Raw genomic sequence first — 18,358 nt, forward strand, 5'->3', positions numbered from 1 at the left:
GCGTTTACTTGCACTTTGTGCAGCTATTTGTAGCAGATCAAACGGTATCTAAGCTTTAATTGTACTTTCTGCAACTATTAGGCACAGATAAGACTAATTGAGTGGATATCCCGATATATAAGTGTACAGAGTGCAACTAAAGTAATTTTTTACAATAAAAGCATACTTTTAGTTGCACAACGTACATCTAAGCATAAGGATAATCAGCGATATGGCTGTAAATAAGTAAAAAGCCGCAGGGGCTTCATACCACCCCTGCGGCTTTTTTTTATTGATATTACTTACTTCAACTTGTTATATTCCACCATAACAGACTTATGAGTATCATGGTCTGCTGCAAGCCCCGTATACTTCGTAACGGTTGCTTCCACTCCGATGTCGGCTATGGATGCTTGAAGCTCAACCGCCTCGGGATCATCCTGCACGTTGAACAAGAGAGCGCCTGCCATTGAACGGGTCAAAGCGGCATAACTCAAGCCTCTTTCGTGCGCCTCAAGCGCCGGTGATACCAGACGATCGTTCGGAGAAAGCTTGCGAATCGGCGAACGGCCTACGCGTGATACTTCATCCGTCAAAGACGGATTACGGAAACGCTCCAGGTTCTTATCGATATACTTGGTGTGCTCAGCTTGATCAAATCCATGTTTGCTTACAAGAACTGCACCCGTTTCCAACAATACTTCTCTAACCAAAGACGTGAGCTGTTCATCAGCCATAGCCTGCTGGATGGTCTCATATCCCCGCAAGAATCCAAGGTAGGCAGCGGAACAGTGACCGGTGTTTACAGTGAATAATTTACGCTCAATATAAGGATCCAGGTTCTCTACATAATGTACGCCTCCAATAGGTGTGTATCCCGAAATCATCTGGGACGAATCGATTACCCACTCATAGAAAGGCTCTACTACAACCTTAAGTACATCTTCATGCTGCTGCAGCGGAACAATCCGGTCTACTGCGGCATTCGGGAAAGCGATAGAAGCATCTGCTTTCGTCCGGGATTCCTCATCCAACTGAGCATACACAAGCTCTTTAAGCTGCGCGCTGCCGCCAATCGCGTTCTCGCAAGCAATTACATGCAGCGGTGCAGAGGATACAGTCAGACGTTCAGTGATTCCCTTCGCAATGGAACCTGCGATATGTTTCAATATGGATACTCCAACAGCCGTGGTAACGATATCAGCTTCAGCAATCGCAGCGATTACCTCATCTGCTTGTGTGACACTGCTAAGAGCAGTAACATTAGTTACGGTAACGGTTTCCTGACCTTCACTTGCCAAGGTAACCGGATACTCTCCACGCTCTTTAAGTTGTGAGACAAAATTCTCATTTACGTCCACGAAGCATACTTCATAACCTGCCTGTGACAATAAAAGACCGATAAACCCTCTCCCGATATTCCCTGCGCCAAAATGTACGGCCTTCTTCATTATTCAACGCCTCCTTCAAAGATCTCGATGATCGAAGCCGGAGTTGGTGCATTCATTACCCGTTCAATCGCATCATCTTCAGTGAATATCATTGCTACATTGGTCAAGACTTCCATATGGGAATCCCCGGCAGCCGCAATACCGATAACGATAAATGCCGGCTCATCTCCACCAAAGTCAACACCGTTCGGGAAACGGACAACCGACATCCCTGTTGACTTGATGAATTGCTTCCCATCTTTTGTACCATGGGGAATGGCAAGACCTCCGCCCATATAGGTAGAGACAACCTCTTCCCGCTCCAACATTTTAGGAATGTATTCTTCAGTGACATGGCCTGCTTCCACAAGCAATTTTCCGGCAATAGCGATCGCTTCATATTTATCTTTAGCGTCGGCATTCATAATAATTTTTTTCTCTGACAGTATACTCATATGGTTCCTCTCACTTTCACATTTTATTTTCGAAAAATCGCAGAAGCTCAGAAGACAGATATCGCTTAATTTCTGCCTCTGTCCTTTCCTCTAGCAATCTTACGAGTTCGGAATTCAGTAGTAAGGCACTAATTTCACTTAACACCTCAAGACTCTCCTTCGAGAGTTTACGAGGGGCGAGCATAAGCAGGATCACTCTGACCTCTGTATTGCCTTCCAGTTGAACGGGCTGGCGAAGTCGATATAACGTCAAAGATGACATATGAATATGACTGCTGCGTGTGTGGAACAGCGCTAATCTGGTATCTGGAATAACCTGACTCGCCATTCTTTCCCGTTCCAGCAGGCGTTCCAGGAGAATATCAGAATCCCCGATTACACCGCTGCCGTTCAGCGTATCCAACATCTCAGACAGTGTTGCCGGGAGATTCATACCCCCGTTATCTAAAGAGTAAAATCGAAAGCGATCGATCAGACTTACCATCTCATCCAAAATGCCTTTATGACTTTTCATTCTTTCTAAAGCCATTTCTTCACGCACTGATTTGTCGGGCTCTTGGAATGTAGATTGCGTTCGTTCCTTAAAGGTTGTGTTCTGGATATAATTAAGCAGCTTATCAATCTCTTCTCTAGTAAGCAGAGGACTGATCTTGATATAACGGTCTTTAACCAGCGGAAGATCAATCGTAGAGATAATTAAATCATAATCTTCCTCCCGCATACGGGCGGCTTCATACCAAGATATATTGCCAAGTACCTCAATTTGCGGCATTTCTTTCATAAGCCTTGTTGCCAAAAGCCGGGAAGAACTTAGCCCGCTGGCACACACGAGTATGGCCCGCACATTACGCCTGAGTTGGTTCAGCCTTTCTACAGATGCACCAAAATGCATGACTAGAAAACCGATCTCTTCATCAGGAATTTCCAGATCCAGCTTCAAATCCTCTACAGCAGATCGAACAATATGGAACAAGAATTCATAGTCCTTACGAATAGGTCCTAACAGTGGATTACGTATACGCGTTCCTTCACGGATGCGTTTCAACGCAGGATCGATATGCTCAAGCAACCCTTCCCGAAGTGAACGATCACTTTGAAAAGGCAAACCTGTCCGTTTCACTACATTTTCGGTTAACCTATAGACGATTTCCATCAAAGCGATATCTCCATAAGCAAAATCGGCGGATGAGAAAGAATCCTGCACCCGATCGAATAACCCGGCAATGTACAAAATCTCCAACTTCGGAAACTCCAAGGACAAAAGCTCTCCTAGCTTATGCACGAATTGCTCGGTTCCTGCGATGTTTCTGTGATCGGACATACGGGAGTAACCCGCTTCTTCAGCGCTATCGATTCCTCTGCCAATCTCAACCCGTCTTACAGTGACAGCGAGACCCAGCAGCAGTTCCATATAGACGATTTCCGGAAGTTCAACCGTCCATGACCACTCCATATCCCACATGGTATTCTCAACATCCATCAGATTGTTTTTGCCTACCATGGTCAGGAGCATATTGAATACCGGGTTGCCCTCCATTTGTGGAGCGTGACCTACCAAATCTGACTGATCAAGATGTTCTGCGGCCAAACGGCAAATCGCTCTGCGTTTATCGATTTCACTTCCGGTAATTTCAACGCCATAACCTCGTCTGCGAACCAATTGTAAACCAAACTTTTGTACCCAAGGCTCCAACTCATCCAGGTCATAACTTATGGACGCTACAGTTACCTTTAAAGAATGTGCCAGTGAGAATAGTTTGACTGGCTCTTCCGCCTCAAGCAGCAAGCATAGCTCATATACTTTGCGGTCCTCGCCGGAATACTCCGCCGTCTTTTCTTCCTGCAAAAATGACCGCAGCTCCGCAAGACCGGCCTCAAGACCTGTCAATTGGATGCCTTTTCCTGATTTTCGACTCAGATTCAGTCCGAATTCTCCCAAGATACCTTCTAGTTCTTCCATTTCCCGGTGAACCGTTCTAACGCTCACTCCGGTGCTTGCGGCGATTTCGGCGGCTGTGATCTCTTCGTTTACTCCCAGGAGAAGAAATATGATCTGTCGTTGCCTGGCGGTAATTTTCCTCATCTCAGGATACCTCGCCTTAAATGGAGACAACGCTGGCTTTGCGGCCAGCGTCTCCTTTTATTTACAAAGATCTTGAATTATTATCTCTGTGTGATTGTTAATTATTGCATACCAGCCGTTGTTATTTCAAACGCTCCACAAGCTCATCATATTTCGGACTCTTCAGGAAATTATCAATTGAAATGTGCTCTGCAGTCGGATTGCTTGCAATGGCACGATCAGTCAACGTCTTTTGTGTAACTACGATATCGGCATCTGCCGGAATTTCACTGACAGGAGAGTTTACCACAGTAATGTTAATCCCTGCTGTTTGTAATTTCTTTTTCAGAACAGATGCGCCCATTGCACTGGAGCCCATTCCTGCATCACAAGCGAAGACGATTTTGTTAACTTCTGATTTGTTGCGAACGTTAGCGGATACAGTAGCAGTTGCTGCTGTTTGAGCTGCAGTACCAGATGCCTTCATGTCTTTCATTTTGGATGCTGCTTCTTCAAGATCCATATCCTCTTCACCAGACTTGCGGGAAGTTTTCAATAGAACAGAAGCAATCAGGAACGATACAACAGTCGCTGCAATTACACCTGCAAGCATCGGAAGGTATCCGCCTTTTGGTGTCATTGCGAAGTAAGCAAAGATACTACCTGGTGATGGGGAAGCTGAGAGTGCTGCTCCAAACATTTGGAAAGTGAAAGTACCTGTAACACCACCACCGATAACTGCCAAGATCAGACGTGGGTTCATCAAGATGTATGGGAAGTAAATTTCATGAATACCACCAAAGAAATGGATCACGATTGCACCAGGTGCGGATGATTTAGCCGCTCCGCGACCTACCAGCCAGTAAGCAAGTAGGATACCAAGACCTGGGCCCGGGTTAGATTCCAACATGAACAGAATGGATTTGCCTAATCTTGCAGATTCTTCTGCGGCAATTGGACTAAGAATTCCGTGGTTAATTGCATTGTTCAAGAACAATACCTTGGCTGGCTCGATAATAATATTTACGAGCGGGAGCAAATGATTGTCAACTAGGAACTGTACTCCGTCAGAAAGAATATTGGTAATACCTTCGATAACTGGCCCGATTCCTTTTAAAGCTCCCAATGTCATAAGACCACCGAGAATACCCAACGAGAAGTTGTTGACCAACATTTCGAATCCAGCTTTGATTTTGCCGTCGACCGCACGGTCAAATTGTTTCAAAACCCAAGCTGCCAAAGGACCAACGATCATAGCCCCAAGGAACATTGGAATTGTAGAACCGACGATAACACCCATCGTTACTACAGCACCGATAACACCACCGCGTTTGCCGTGAACCATTTGACCCCCTGTATAACCGATTAATAGCGGTAACAGGTAAGTGATCATTGGACCTACCAGTGCGGCTAAACTCTCATTTGGCCACCAGCCAGTTGGAATGAATAATGCCGTGATTAACCCCCAAGCGATAAAAGCGCCGATATTTGGCATAACCATACCGCTTAGCATACGGCCGAATTGTTGTACTTTTACCCGTGCACCACCGGATGTATTTTGCTTAGTTGGCGTTGTGGCCATTTGTAATTGCCCCCTTAAATTATTGAATGAAGTAACTTCGTTTTGAGCTTGTTTTTGAAGTCATCTTCTATGTACACATCGTAAATCAAAGCGCTTTCTTTGTCATCAAATTGAAAACACGGTTTCGTCATGAACGTTGTTGACAACATTTAAGAGTTCCTGCCAAGAGACTATTTTACTATTTCCAAAAACAAAGGGAAGCCTGCATTTTACCGCAGAACTTCCGCCATTTCCTTGCTTTTTCAGATGTCAAAGTCACTGTTAGTAATCGTATCCTGATACCAGTAATAGCTGTCCTTCTTCGTTCGTTCTAATGTGTTGTAGTCTACATTTAACTTCCCCAGACCCTTTGGGAAAAATACGGGGCCACGCTATTGAAAATCTATAGGCTTTAATGCCCAGCTCTTTCATTAAGGCTATATCTTCACGATAACGGTGATAGCTGTCACAAGCGATTTCATTCTACACCCTCAACATACCAAAAAAAGCTACCCGAACTATCGGACAGCTTTCCAAAAATAAGAGCTTAAATCATGTCGAGTGGAACCTTCCACGAAGGCATCTGAAAGGCGTCGTCCAGCCTCCAATGCTCCTCAGCTGTTAATTGCAGTAATCCTGCAGATGCATTTTCAATCACATGCTCACACGAGGAAGCTTTCGGAATCGCCATTACATCACCCTCACGAGTCGTCCAAGCAAGTAAAATTTGTAGAGGTGAAGCATTATGTTTCTTTGCTATCTCCTGAACAATCTCATTTTCGACCAAGCCTTTGCGCAACGATCCTGCCTGAGCCAAAGGCGAATAGGCCATAATAGGCATTTTACGGCTTCGCTGCCATGGCAGCAGGTCATATTCAATACCGCGTGACCCCAAATGGTATAACACCTGGTTGGTGACACAATGGGTTCCTCCCGCAATACGGGTTAGTTCCTTCATATCCTCTGTATCGAGATTGGATACGCCCCATCTTGCTATTTTGCCCTTAGTAACCAAATGCTCCATGCCCTCCACTGTTTCTTCAAGAGGGATATCTCCCCGCCAATGCAGCAGGTAGAGATCCAGATAATCGGTTCCAAGCCGTTTCAGACTTTCCTCACAGCTGGTCACAATTTTCTCTTGACCCGCATTATGCGGATATACCTTAGAGACCAGGAACACATCCTCACGTATCCCTTTTATAGCTTCGCCAACCAGTAATTCAGACTTGCCATCCCCATACATCTCGGCAGTATCAATAAGATTCATTCCCAGTTCTACACCTAGCCTAAGAGCAGCAATCTCACCTTCCCGATCAGAGGTGGAATCGCCCATAAACCAGGTCCCCTGTCCGATTCTGGGTACTGTAGCTCCATCGGCAAGTGTAATTCTTGATCTACGGTTTGCTTGTGCAATCTCAGCTAAGTCTGGTTTTGTACTCTTGTACATATTCATATTAAAGACCCCTTACCCGAAAGACTGTTTACTAATTATACTTACCATGTTCTTTCATTCAAAACATTGTATCCTTGTCCAAATATAAAACGTTTTAGTCTACCAACTTTAGCCCCACTGCCGCCCCTAGAATCATTACTATAAATAGCACGCGCCGAAAATCCTTAGATTCTCCATACAGAAGCATCCCCAAAACGGCCCCGCCAGAAGCACCTATACCCGTCCATAGCGCATAAGCAGTACTCATCGGCAATGTTTTCATCGCCAGTGATAAAAAGAGAAAACTCCCTCCAAAGCCTAAACAAAGCAAACAAATCACTTGCCAACTACGCACCCTGTTCAGCTTATTCATCATCGCCACCCCAAACATCTCAAACATTCCTGCCACAATCAGTGATAACCATGCCACGTTAATTCCCCCTCATCCATGCTAAAAGTAAATTTATTTTCTATCCTATAAAAACCCTTTGGCTCGCGAGCCGAATTGTTTGCATAAAGTGCAGGATTCCTGCTTCTTTCGGGGCTCACGAGCCGAATTGTTGTACAAAGTGCAGGATTTCAGCTGCTTTCGGAGCTCGCGAGCCGAATTGTTGCATAAAGTGCAGGATTCCTGCTTCTTTCGGGGCTCACGAGCCGAATTGTTGCATAAAGTGCAGGATTTCAGCTGCTTTCGGAGCTCGCGAGCCGAATTGTTGCATAAAGTGCAGGATTCCTGCTTCTTTCGGGGCTCACGAGCCGAATTGTTGCATAAAGTGCAGGATTCCTGCTTCTTTCGGGGCTCACGAGCCGAATTGTTGTACAAAGTGCAGGATCCCTGCCACTTTCGCAGGCTCACGAGCCGAATTGTTGCATAAAATGCAGGATTCCTACTTCTTTCGGGGCTCACGAGCCGAATTGTTGTACAAAGTGCAGGATCCCTGCCACTTTCGCAGGCTCGCAGTCCATTAACTAACCGATTTTTCCATGGTAACCTGTTTTAATCCTACAACTCCTGTAAGCAAAACGAGCACAAGAGCAAGCTTTATCAGATTGAACGGCTTATCAAAAAGAATAATCTCTGCAAGGAATGTTCCGGCTGTACCCAGCCCTACAAAAACAGAATATACGGTTCCGACAGGAAGCTTCCTCCCGGCCGAAATCAAGACATAGAAGCTTATCAGGATAGCTATAATGGTGACAGCCCATTCCAAAAATGTGGAGGCATGCTTCAGCCCTATGACCCATACGACCTCGAAAAAAGCGGCGCCAAATACTTTTGCCCAACTCAAATTATTGTTCATACCCTTTCCTCGTTTGAAATAATAAGTTGCGATACTAATTAGGACCGATTGACAATAAAAAAGCCCGGAAGGCCATCGTCGCTTGACGATACCTCCCGGGCTTTTATCCCTCCGTGTAGACACGGACGATTCTTATCCGTGCGTTTTCCCTCGGACCAGACCAGCCGGAATCAGCTGCGGAACCCTAGAAAACCAAGTAAATCTTTTAAGTTACATCGTATGTTAGCAAATTCAGCGGTTAAAAGCAACCTTATTAGCCTACTAGACGGTAGAGCAGAAATCCTTAATATCTTATCATTATTGTTTCTCCAACAGGATTAAAAACCCCCAAGGCTCCAAGCTTAGCTTTTCACCCTTATTGACCTCACGTCCGCTCAAAAGTTCAGTTCCCTCCACATGTATATTCGTAAATGAAACCGCAGCATTCGAATAGTTGAAGTAATATCGCACGGTTTGCTGAGCTCGATTCGTTCCTTTTTTGACGATAATCGGGAATGACAGTTCTTGATCGCTGCTCCATAATCCTGCCTCTTTCACAGTGGACTTCAGCACACTTCCCACCATAGCAGAGCTTGTCATACAACCGATATAGGTTGCTGTTCCTAGACCGTAACGGTTACGTGTAACCGCGGCATAATCACCATACGCCGGATGATCATAGCTAAGCAGCACCTCCGCAGTGGTCGAAGTAATCAACTCCATCCAGGTTTCAACATGGTTATCTTCAGCTCCGATGTCCGCATGCGCACTCTTCAAAGGCACTTCGTGCGGGCTAACGAACAGGCTGTACCCTATGCCGCAAGCCTCACTAATGATGCCCGGCTGCTCTACGGTACGGACTTTGACGACCTCGTCGGTGAAGCCGCTTTTGAAGGAATACACCACATGCCCGCCCTGCTTCACATAAGCATTCAACCGCTCTAAATCAGCGTCGGGAGCAGCATACAATGCCGGTACAACGATCAGACTATACTGATTTAACTCTTTATATGAGGGTTGAATAAAATCGCATTCGATGTTCATCCGGTACAATTCATCATACATCCAGCGAACAACATTATTGTAGGTCTTTCCGTCCGGCAGCTTGAACCATTCCATTGCCGTTAACGCCTCATTGCTGACCATAACAGCAACCTTATTATCTTTTCGCAGACCCGCCAGTTGATTGCTTAATGCCTGAAAATCCCTGCCGATAGTCTTCGCCTCATTGTATACCGGGTTCGGCTTGAAGTCATGGCTGAGCAGTCCTTTCCAATACGTTTCAAATGAATTATGAATGGAATGCCAGTGCCAGTAAGCTACCATATCCGCACCAGAGGCGAGATGGCTGAAGGCCTGAAGTCTTAATTGACCCGGATACGGTGTCCACTGGGGAAAAGCTTGTGCTTGTGTCTCAAGGACAAGGTAATTGCTCCGCTTCAGCGAGCGTGCCATATCTCCCCCGAATGAAATCTCTGTCCCCGTCAGTTCGTGCTGAGAAGGATGATAAATATCAACTCCGGCAATATCAAAGGGCTCAGCTGCTGCAAAATGATCCACAGACGGCTGTACGCCAAACGAATATCCGCGCCATTCAAAGTCAAAGTTCTGCGTCACAAATTGTCCCGGTTGTTTATACTCATTCACCAATGCTACCTGCCAAGCTAAAAAGTTTGTAACCAGCCCGCGTTGGAATCTGGCAAACTCTGCTCCAAGACTTCCGTTAATAGTACCCACTATAGAAGGGAAGTCCTCCCAGCTGTTGATCCGGTTGCTCCAGTAATCCAACCCGAACCGGGAGTTGATGATATCCAGCGAATCGTACTTTTCACGCATATATTTAACGAACTGCAGTTGAACATTATCCCCAGCCGTATCATAATGCTTCGTTTCGTTATCGGTCTGATAGCCAATGACTGCAGGATGCTTGCAGACTCGGCTGATCAGTTTACGAATGATTCGCTCCGCATGGAACAGATAGACTGGATTCGTGATGTCCATGATTTGTCGGGCTCCATAACGTCCTGGACCCTTAGCTGTAACTGCTAGAACATCAGGATGTTCTTTCACCAGCCAAGTTGGAACTGCATACGTGGGAGTCCCTACGATAACCTCAATCCCAGCGGCATGCATGGCATCCAACACTCTATCTACCGAAGAGAAGTCGAACACACCATTTTGCGGTTCATGGGTACTCCATGTCGATTCGGCGATGCGGACCACATTAATGCCCGTCTCCTTCATCATTGCGATATCTTCATTCAGCCTCTCATAAGGCATATATTCATCGTAATAGGCAACGCCGTACCGTAGTTTGGACATCATTCATTTCCTTTCTGCTTAGCCTTTGATTGCTCCTTCGGCTATACCCTGCATGATAAATTTTTGGAAGAATGAATAGATCAGGATCACTGGAAGTGCAGTCAAGACCAATGCCGCCAGAATGAGCGACCACTCCTTGTTATACTCACCAAACAACGTATTCGTTGACAGAATCAACGTATATTTAGTCGAATCCGTAAGCATAAGAAGCGGCAGTAAAAAGTCATTCCAGATCCATAAAAAATCAAGAATAGCGATGGTTACGGTAATCGGAAGCAGTAGCGGAAAAATAATACGGAAGAAAGTCTGAAACTCCCCGCAGCCGTCAATTCGCGCCGCTTCCTCCAATTCGCGAGGGATTGATTTTACAAATCCATGATACAGGAAGATCGCCATATTTACGCCAAGACCGATATAGATAATGGCCAACCCATAAGTACTGCCGCTGACATGCAGGTTTTTTGCCATACGGGTTAACGGAATCATAATGGAATGAAAAGGCACAAGCATGGAAGCGATAAACAGGAAGAAAATCAGGCCGCTCAGCTTGCCGCCCGTCCGAGACAGCTTGTAGCCGGCCAAGGCGGCGCAAAAGACGATACCGCCAATACCGATCAACGATACAATGACAGAGTTCAGCGTGCTATTTAATAGATTGATTTTATCAAAAGCCTGGCTGTAATTCTCAAAATGCAGCTTTGTCGGAAATGCCATAAAAGAGGTGAACATTTCACCTTGAGTCTTCACAGAATTTATGATAGCCAAATAGATGGGGAAAAAGGAGATCACAGCGCCGACGCATAGAAACAAAGTAATAAATAGGGAGGATGATCTTCTCAATCTCATGCTTCCACCTCTTTTCTCTTCATCACACTGATTTGAATAAAGGTGAAGATTAAGATAATCACGAACAAAATGACCGATTTGGCACTGGCGTAACCGTACCGAAAGTTATTGGAGAACGCCTCTTCATAAATATTCATCGTGATAACCTGAGTGCTGCGTCCCGGTCCCCCGCCCGTAAGTCCGTAGACTACCTCAAATACTTTGAAAGCACCATTTAGTGTTAGGAAGAAGCAGATCGTTATGGCATGTGTAATCATCGGCATGGTCACACTGCGGAAGGATTGAAACGGAGTTGCACCGTCAATAACTGCTGCTTCCTTCAAGCTTTGCGGCACACCCTGCAGGGCTGCCAAATATATAATCATCATATAGCCGACACCATTCCACAGCGACACGATAATAATCGAATAAAAGGACACCTGGGGGTCGCCGATCCACAACTGGTCTAGAAAAGTGAATGCCGTCTTCTCTGCGATTTGGGGCAGTACCTGTGAGAATACGAACGTCCACATAAACGCACTGATAATGGTACTGATCATATTCGGCATAAAGAAGATGGTGCGGAAAAAACCTTTGGTTCTTACTTTGGATTCAATAAATACTGCTAGCACAAGGGCAAATACATTTTGCAAAACTACCATGAACAATACATATTTAAGCGTAAACAGTAATGAGTTCACGAAATCAGTATCTTCACGCAGGGCTTCTATGAAATTGCCAAGTGCGATAAAAGAGTAGTCTTTATTAAGTCCATTCCAGTCCGTAAAGCTATAAAACATACCACCAATGGTGGGGATTAGCAGAAATAAGGTATAAAAAATAAATGCGGGCGCAACGAAAGCAAGCAGTGAAATATACTTTTTGTAGCTAGTGACCGGCACAGTATCCGCCCCTCTCCTATATGTGTATAAAGCAACCGGGATGGAGGAAGAAGGTTATCCCTCTCATCTTCCATCCCGGATCTTTGTTTCAGCTTTCTGGTTGCTTATTTATTCACTTTGTTATAAGATTTCCAAACTTTATCCAGTGCCTTCAGCACGTCATCCTGTGACATTTGTCCGGCATAATAAGCCTGCAGTCCTTTGCCTACCTCATCCTTGACGGATGGCGGAATGGCAGGGTCTTGAACAGATTTACCTTCCTTCACATAAACCAAAGCGTCATCAACCCAAGGGTAGCTCTCGTAGGTATGAATCGTTGATACTGGATTGAATTTCAGGGCCTGGAAAAAGGCATTAGTGGCTTGATCATCCAATACATAGTTCACGAAGTCGAGTGCTACCTCCTTATTCTTGCTGGTTGATGATACCGCCAGGGAGGTAGAAGCACTCATATTGATTACGGTTGCCTTCGGATCATCGTTAACAGGTAGAGGTGCAACGCCAAAATCCATATCCGGATTAGATTTCAAAATCGTCTCGGCATACCATGGGCCTTGAAGCCACATCGCCCCTTTGCCTGCTGCAAAAGCTGCGGCGCCGTCATCACCGCCAACCTCAGTTGCTTTGGTTGTGCCGTTCGCATTAATGAGATCGAATATATCGAAGATTGCCGATTTCATTTCCATAAAAGAGCCTTCATCCTTGTTCATCTTGCTCACGAAGTCAGGATCCTTGGACTTCACCATTGCGCCAATTGTTAATGGAATAACAAGCTGAGGAATCCATGATTCTTTATAGGAAAGTACAAAAGGTGTAATATTGTTTGCTTTCATTTTTTCTACAACGGCTTTCATTTCTGTCAGGGTCGTTGGTGGTGTCAGGCCGAGATCAGTGAATATTTTCTTGTTGTAAAGATAGCCCCATGACAAGGTTTCCATTGGAAGTGCTACTATCTTACCGTCCGCCGTGGTAACGGAAGGCCTCACACTGTCCAACAGTTTGCCTACGAAAGGCTGATCCGATAAGTCCTCTAGATATCCGGCTTTATAGTAGGATGGAATTTCGTTAACGGCATGTATGGCAAAAATATCAGGTGCATCATTGGAGGCTAAACGTGTCTTTAGGATTTGCGAGGCGTTATCTGCTGTCGGCATTTCTAACTGGACAGACACATCAATATTTTTATCCGCTTTTTCCTTCGCCACAAAGTCCGCAATGTATTTGTCAAAATGTTCTTTGAAGCGAGGCATAGCAATGAACATTTTGAGGGTTACACTTTTAGCCTCTGGGCTAACTGTGTTGTTTCCTGTTGTAGAGTTCGCATTACCTGCATTGCCTCCGTTATTACCACCGCAACCTGCCAGAAGTGTAGCTGCGAGAAGGCTGCAAAGTACCCCTTTTGTCGTCCTTTTCATATCGTAAGACCTCCCAATGTCTGTGTTTTGTTTACGCTTTCATTGTATCTTTTTTATGAAAGCGTTTAATTGGACGGAACTCCCCTCCTGAATTGGACATTTTTAAACCTGCCCCTGTTTTCTCATTTCACCGGGTGCAATCCCATAATGCTTTTTAAAAACTCTATAGAAATAGCCTATATCCTCATATCCGATAATCTCTGCCACCGTCTTAATTGGAATACTCTCATCTGCCAGCCAGGCTTTCGCCTTTTCCATCCGCAGGTTCAAAATATAATCCGTAACGTTGAGGCCATACTCCAGCTTAAAAACCTTACTCAAATATTCTTTGCTCACAAAAAAAGCTCTAGCCATAGCATCCAAAGTTACGGCCTCCGCGAAATGATGATCTATATACTGCCTAACCTCTTCAAGATTCAGCTTGTTTTTGAACTTACGCTGCCCAATAAGATGCTCAAGGTTCTCAGCGTAATGTTGAAGCAGGAAAGACGTTGTATTCTCACAAGAAGACAAAACCTCAGGATGTATCTCGACCTGGAGGGTGTCGGCTTCTATTGCATTTGCCTTCATTAACTCTTTAAGGAGCAGCAGCATTTCTTGGGCTACCTGCCAAAGCAAGCCCGGCTTCCCTATACCGCTTTTTTCCAATCCAAATCCCATCCCCTGTAGAACAGTAGTTACACCCTCTACATTTAATTCATTGAAGTGAACCCGCAGCAGCTGCTTGTAGGAAGATAAGGAAATGGATACATCCAAATCAAGCGCCAATGTACCCTGTTCCCTAGAGGAAATCTCAAGTTCTTGTTTACATCTAAGCAGTACGGCGTTCAGTTCCTTCGGATCGATAGGCTTCAACAAATAATCTATTGCCCTAAATCTCATTGCATTCTGAGCATATTTAAAGTCGTCGTAACCGCTCACCACAACAATCTTAACTTTAGGAAAATAGTCATACAGACTATTCATCAGCCTCACCCCGTCCACACCAGGCATACGCATATCTGTAATGACTATTTGCGGGGATATTTGTTCCATAAGACGAAGGGCTTCTATTCCATCCTCCGCTTCTCCAGCAATCTCCATGCCTAGTTTATCCCAGGAACCGAACGTTCTCACAATGTCACGATTCCAGCTTTCATCATCCACTAATAGCACTTTAATCATCGGATTGACTCTCCCCTTTCAGCGGAATGGTTGCTATAACGGTTGTTCCCAGTCCTGGTTGGCTTTGTATACTAATTCCATAAGTATTGCCAAAATGCATGTGAATCCGTGAGGCCACATTATGCAGCCCGATCCGATCTCCAATTACAGTTAATCCCCCGGATTGGGAACCGAGCTGCCCGCGAATTTCTGCCAGCTTACTCTCTTCTATCCCGATTCCATTGTCACGAATGCAAATGATCACATCGTTATCCTCGCGCGTAACAGTAACCTCTAGCTCCCATGGCCCTGATTTCAGCTCCAGGCCGTGAAAAAAAGCATTTTCGACAATGGGCTGAAGAGTAAGCTTTGGAATCAAACTTTTCAGTGCTTCCTCGTCTATCTGAGTTGTATAGGTAAGGCGAGAGGCGAAGCGCTGATTTTGAATTTGCATGTAATTATTCAGATGGACCAACTCCGCCCGTAGCGGCGCCAAATCATCCGGCTCACGAATAATGTAGCGGAACATATCGCTAAGTGATCGTATAACCTCATAGCTTTCCGACGGATTGCTCTTAAACAGCATGCTTCCGATCATTTGCAGCGTGTTTTGGAGAAAATGGGGGTTAATCTGCGCTTGCAGCGCTTTAAGCTCGGCACTCTTTTTCTCTAAGCTAATTATATATTCAGTCTTGATATGTTCTCTGATACGATGGGACATCTGATATAGCTTTGTCTCCAGAAATCCGATTTCATCCACACGGGTACTGAGCTGGACTTCCCTATCCTTCATGAGTCCAAACCCTTGAATAGAACGGGCGAGGCTAACGATAGGTGTTGCCAGCCTCAAGGCCATAATAATAGCCATAAGAATGGCTACAAGGACGGAAACAGCACCTACAATCAAGCCGAATTTCATAGTAGATAGCGCACTCTGATTGATAAAACTATTCGGAATCACTGTAATCAGCTTCAAGCCTACCGGATCGATGGTGTTGTAAAACACATACTCGTGCTGGCCTCGGAAATATCCCTGTTCTTCGCTGGTGCCGGCAACCCGGGTAAGTGTCTCTTTCGAGGGGGGTTCTCCCCATGGCTGATAGAGTATTTCTCCATTTGGCCCAGCAATAAATACCGTATGTTCATTCCCTCGACCCAGCAGGTTTAGAGTCTGATCTAATACACCCCAGCGAATTTCCAAAGAAATGCCGCCAAGCTTCTCCTGATTCTCAAAACGGTTGATGCTGCGTATGAGTTGGAACTTGCTATCGTCGCTGCCGTCCGAACGAATTACGAAATCTTTATTTTGCTCGAATAGCATCTTATAGAGGGCCGGAAGTTCGGAAGGTGATTCAATATCACTTTGCGAAGCATTAATCGTAAACAGCTTGTTCGACTCCTTTAAATAGAGCTCAACACCAATCACATGATTACCCGCCGAATAAAAGAGGTTCATCAGGGTATCGATAATGTTTTTCTGCGCGGCGAACTGATTGGACAGGCTCGCTTCATCGGCATAGGCAAGATAGTCGCTTAAATGGGGACTTATCAGAACGGTGTATATCAGATTATTAAGTTGGGAGAACTGTTCACTCAGATAAATGCCTGTCCATTTCATATTAGAGAGATTGGTGCTTATGACCTCTGATTCCATAGATCTCCGATTATTCTCGGCGGCCAGGGCCGTAATGGTCACAATCGGAACGACAGCCAATAGGATCATAGATAAAATGAGTTTGTTTCGCATACTGCGCCGGAAGGGTTCTGTGAGCTTTACCATCCATCTTGATACCATAGCTGTTCCCCCTTGCTTCGACTTGCTGTAGTGTATCCAAAGTTTAACTGGATTAAGAGTAGCAAAAAACTAACGTCTCTGGAATCAGACGTTAGCTTTTAGATTATGCCATAGGTTTATGAATGCAAAACCATTGTATGAAAGGAGTTCGGTTCCAGCTCAAGGGAATACACGGATGAACCACTATTCAAATTCAGCACTCGCTGCTCATTAAAGGGATTGGCAATTACTAGTGTCACGGTGCCATCGGCTGCCTTAAAAGCAACGGCGTTGCCGCTCCATGGCCCTTTAAGTCCCACTCTGACCGAGCCTGGTGCTGTAAAGTGGGAGAAGTGCTTCATTACATAATACTCTGGATTATGAACGACTTTTTGTTGCTCAGGATATACCGTCAGCATGGAGTTTTGCTCCCACCCCCAGGTGCTGCGTCCCTTTGGCTCCAGAAGCATATTCCAGTAAATATAAGCATTTACACCATTCATGAAATAATGCTGGTACAGGTTAAATACATATTTGGCATAGAACCAAGTATTCTCACCATCTCCGCATTCATTCTCCGTCTGCATATAACGCAGCTCTGGATAACTCTGTACCGTACGCTGAATAGCATACTTACCCGCCCATTGGTAGCCTACACCTTTCACGTATTTATACGCCTCGGGATCACTCAGCACTACGGATGCGTAAGCATCGAAGTCTGTAGCTTTCTTCTTCAGCCATTCATCCCACGCCTCCGGCGCATTGATTGTTCCCAGCCAGATTTCCGTATCCAACCCGTGGCGATCGAACGCCGGACCCAAGTAGTCTCGTATAAAAATCCGCAGTTGTTCTCCGGTCCACACGCAGGAAGGAAACTTCTGATCGGCAACCACTTCGTTCTGCACATGAACCTGATGAATGGTAATTCCCTCTGCACGGTACGCTTCTACGAACTTAACAAAATACAAGGCGTAAGCTTCCAGAATCTCCGGTTCCCACCGAAGAGTTCCGTAATTATAGGACTTTGGAAACTTCATCCAGGTCGGAGGGCTCCAAGGTGAAGCGAATAGCTTCAGCTCCGGGTTCAACGCCAGTGCTTCTTTTATATATGGAATCAGCATTTGCCGATCTCGTTCAATCGAGAAATGCTCCATGGCGTAGTCGCCGTCATTCTCGTTCAGACTGTACCATTCCAAGGCATAATCACTAGCGCCAATCGGAAGCCGGCAAATGCTGAAGCGCTGCTCCCCTTCGGGATGAAAGAGCGAGTGCATCACTTCCGCACGTTCTTGATCCGGCAACTTGCAAAGTGCCACAAAACCCAGCTCATTGAAGCAGCCTCCGAAGCCTTCCAAAGTCTGAAAAGTCTCTGCGGTGATGGTTAAGTTAGGGGCTGGGGATGCTTCTGCTAGTGCTAGTGCTGGTGCTACTGCTTCTACTGGTGTTGCTCCCCTACTCGCCACCTTGTGTTTGTTCTCTTTCTCTGCCCATGGCAAAAGCTCTGTGCTGGTAAACCATTGTAAATCCTTCTTATACATAATTGTGACCTCCGTATAGTAGACAATTAGTAAATTAAATCTAATCGTATGGCTTTTCTGACAAACATATATAGATCAACTAGTGTATGAAATCTGCCACTTATATCAAAACAACACCCTCACACCAATCTTGTTTTCGCTTTCATTATATCTCAGTCACCGAACTGTTCCATTGGACAGAATTGTGATTCACGGTTGCACTTTTTTAAACTATACCGCTCAGACAGCAACAACTTAACT

14 protein-coding genes, 1 pseudogene and 1 riboswitch are annotated in these 18,358 nt (G+C 45.3%); all 15 genes and pseudogenes read right to left on the bottom strand.

The window, feature by feature from the left end; all coding sequences use genetic code 11:
- Positions 1–281: 281 nt before the first annotated feature.
- Positions 282–1,430 carry a mannitol-1-phosphate 5-dehydrogenase gene (locus PWYN_RS04165; protein ID WP_036648835.1) on the bottom strand — a complete coding sequence of 383 codons (1,149 nt, stop codon included), beginning with the start codon at positions 1,428–1,430 and terminating at the stop codon, positions 282–284.
- Positions 1,430–1,864 (bottom strand): PTS mannitol transporter subunit IIA, encoded by a 435-nt coding sequence (locus PWYN_RS04170; RefSeq protein WP_036648837.1) that lies wholly within the window; start codon positions 1,862–1,864, stop codon positions 1,430–1,432. Before PWYN_RS04170 ends, PWYN_RS04165 begins: the two co-directional genes overlap by 1 nt.
- Before the next feature lie 16 nt (positions 1,865–1,880).
- On the bottom strand, positions 1,881–3,947 hold the full coding sequence (locus PWYN_RS04175) for a BglG family transcription antiterminator (protein ID WP_036648839.1): 2,067 nt from the start codon (positions 3,945–3,947) through the stop codon (positions 1,881–1,883).
- 121 nt (positions 3,948–4,068) lie between these two features.
- Complete coding sequence (locus PWYN_RS04180; RefSeq protein ID WP_036648841.1) at positions 4,069–5,508, bottom strand: PTS mannitol transporter subunit IIBC; 1,440 nt, start codon at positions 5,506–5,508, stop codon at positions 4,069–4,071.
- Between the two features lie 333 nt (positions 5,509–5,841).
- A pseudogene (locus tag PWYN_RS28515) lies at positions 5,842–5,964 on the bottom strand (family 1 glycosylhydrolase); the annotation flags it as partial.
- A gap of 70 nt (positions 5,965–6,034) precedes the next feature.
- On the bottom strand, positions 6,035–6,934 hold the full coding sequence (locus PWYN_RS04185) for an aldo/keto reductase (RefSeq protein ID WP_036653195.1): 900 nt from the start codon (positions 6,932–6,934) through the stop codon (positions 6,035–6,037).
- A gap of 100 nt (positions 6,935–7,034) precedes the next feature.
- The gene (locus PWYN_RS04190) at positions 7,035–7,349 is read right to left on the bottom strand and encodes a DMT family transporter (protein ID WP_036648843.1); all 315 of its coding nucleotides are present in this window, start codon (positions 7,347–7,349) and stop codon (positions 7,035–7,037) included.
- A 535-nt stretch (positions 7,350–7,884) separates the two neighbouring features.
- Positions 7,885–8,220, bottom strand: a complete 336-nt coding sequence (locus tag PWYN_RS04195; protein WP_036648845.1) for a DMT family transporter — start codon at positions 8,218–8,220, stop codon at positions 7,885–7,887.
- Positions 8,221–8,310: 90 nt separating this feature from the next.
- Positions 8,311–8,419: riboswitch (guanidine-I (ykkC/yxkD leader) on the bottom strand.
- Positions 8,420–8,517: 98 nt separating this feature from the next.
- On the bottom strand, positions 8,518–10,521 hold the full coding sequence (locus tag PWYN_RS04200) for a beta-galactosidase (protein ID WP_036648847.1): 2,004 nt from the start codon (positions 10,519–10,521) through the stop codon (positions 8,518–8,520).
- Between the two features lie 18 nt (positions 10,522–10,539).
- On the bottom strand, positions 10,540–11,367 hold the full coding sequence (locus PWYN_RS04205) for a carbohydrate ABC transporter permease (RefSeq protein ID WP_036648850.1): 828 nt from the start codon (positions 11,365–11,367) through the stop codon (positions 10,540–10,542).
- On the bottom strand, positions 11,364–12,248 hold the full coding sequence (locus PWYN_RS04210; RefSeq protein ID WP_036648853.1) for a carbohydrate ABC transporter permease: 885 nt from the start codon (positions 12,246–12,248) through the stop codon (positions 11,364–11,366). The genes PWYN_RS04205 and PWYN_RS04210 overlap by 4 nt, the downstream gene beginning before the upstream one ends.
- Before the next feature lie 104 nt (positions 12,249–12,352).
- Positions 12,353–13,663, bottom strand: coding sequence for an ABC transporter substrate-binding protein (locus PWYN_RS04215; RefSeq protein WP_036648856.1), 1,311 nt, complete (start codon positions 13,661–13,663; stop codon positions 12,353–12,355).
- 102 nt (positions 13,664–13,765) lie between these two features.
- A complete protein-coding gene (locus PWYN_RS04220) occupies positions 13,766–14,827 on the bottom strand; it encodes a response regulator transcription factor (protein WP_036648859.1) in 1,062 nt (353 codons plus the stop codon).
- Positions 14,820–16,601: a sensor histidine kinase gene (locus tag PWYN_RS04225; protein WP_036648862.1), complete on the bottom strand. Its 1,782-nt coding sequence runs from the start codon at positions 16,599–16,601 to the stop codon at positions 14,820–14,822. Before PWYN_RS04225 ends, PWYN_RS04220 begins: the two co-directional genes overlap by 8 nt.
- 116 nt (positions 16,602–16,717) lie before the next feature.
- Positions 16,718–18,118: a glycoside hydrolase family 30 protein gene (locus PWYN_RS04230; protein WP_036648865.1), complete on the bottom strand. Its 1,401-nt coding sequence runs from the start codon at positions 18,116–18,118 to the stop codon at positions 16,718–16,720.
- Positions 18,119–18,358: the final 240 nt, after the last annotated feature.

Origin of the sequence: Paenibacillus wynnii (assembly GCF_000757885.1) — a bacterium.
GTDB classification, from domain to species: Bacteria; Bacillota; Bacilli; order Paenibacillales; family Paenibacillaceae; genus Paenibacillus_AQ; species Paenibacillus_AQ wynnii.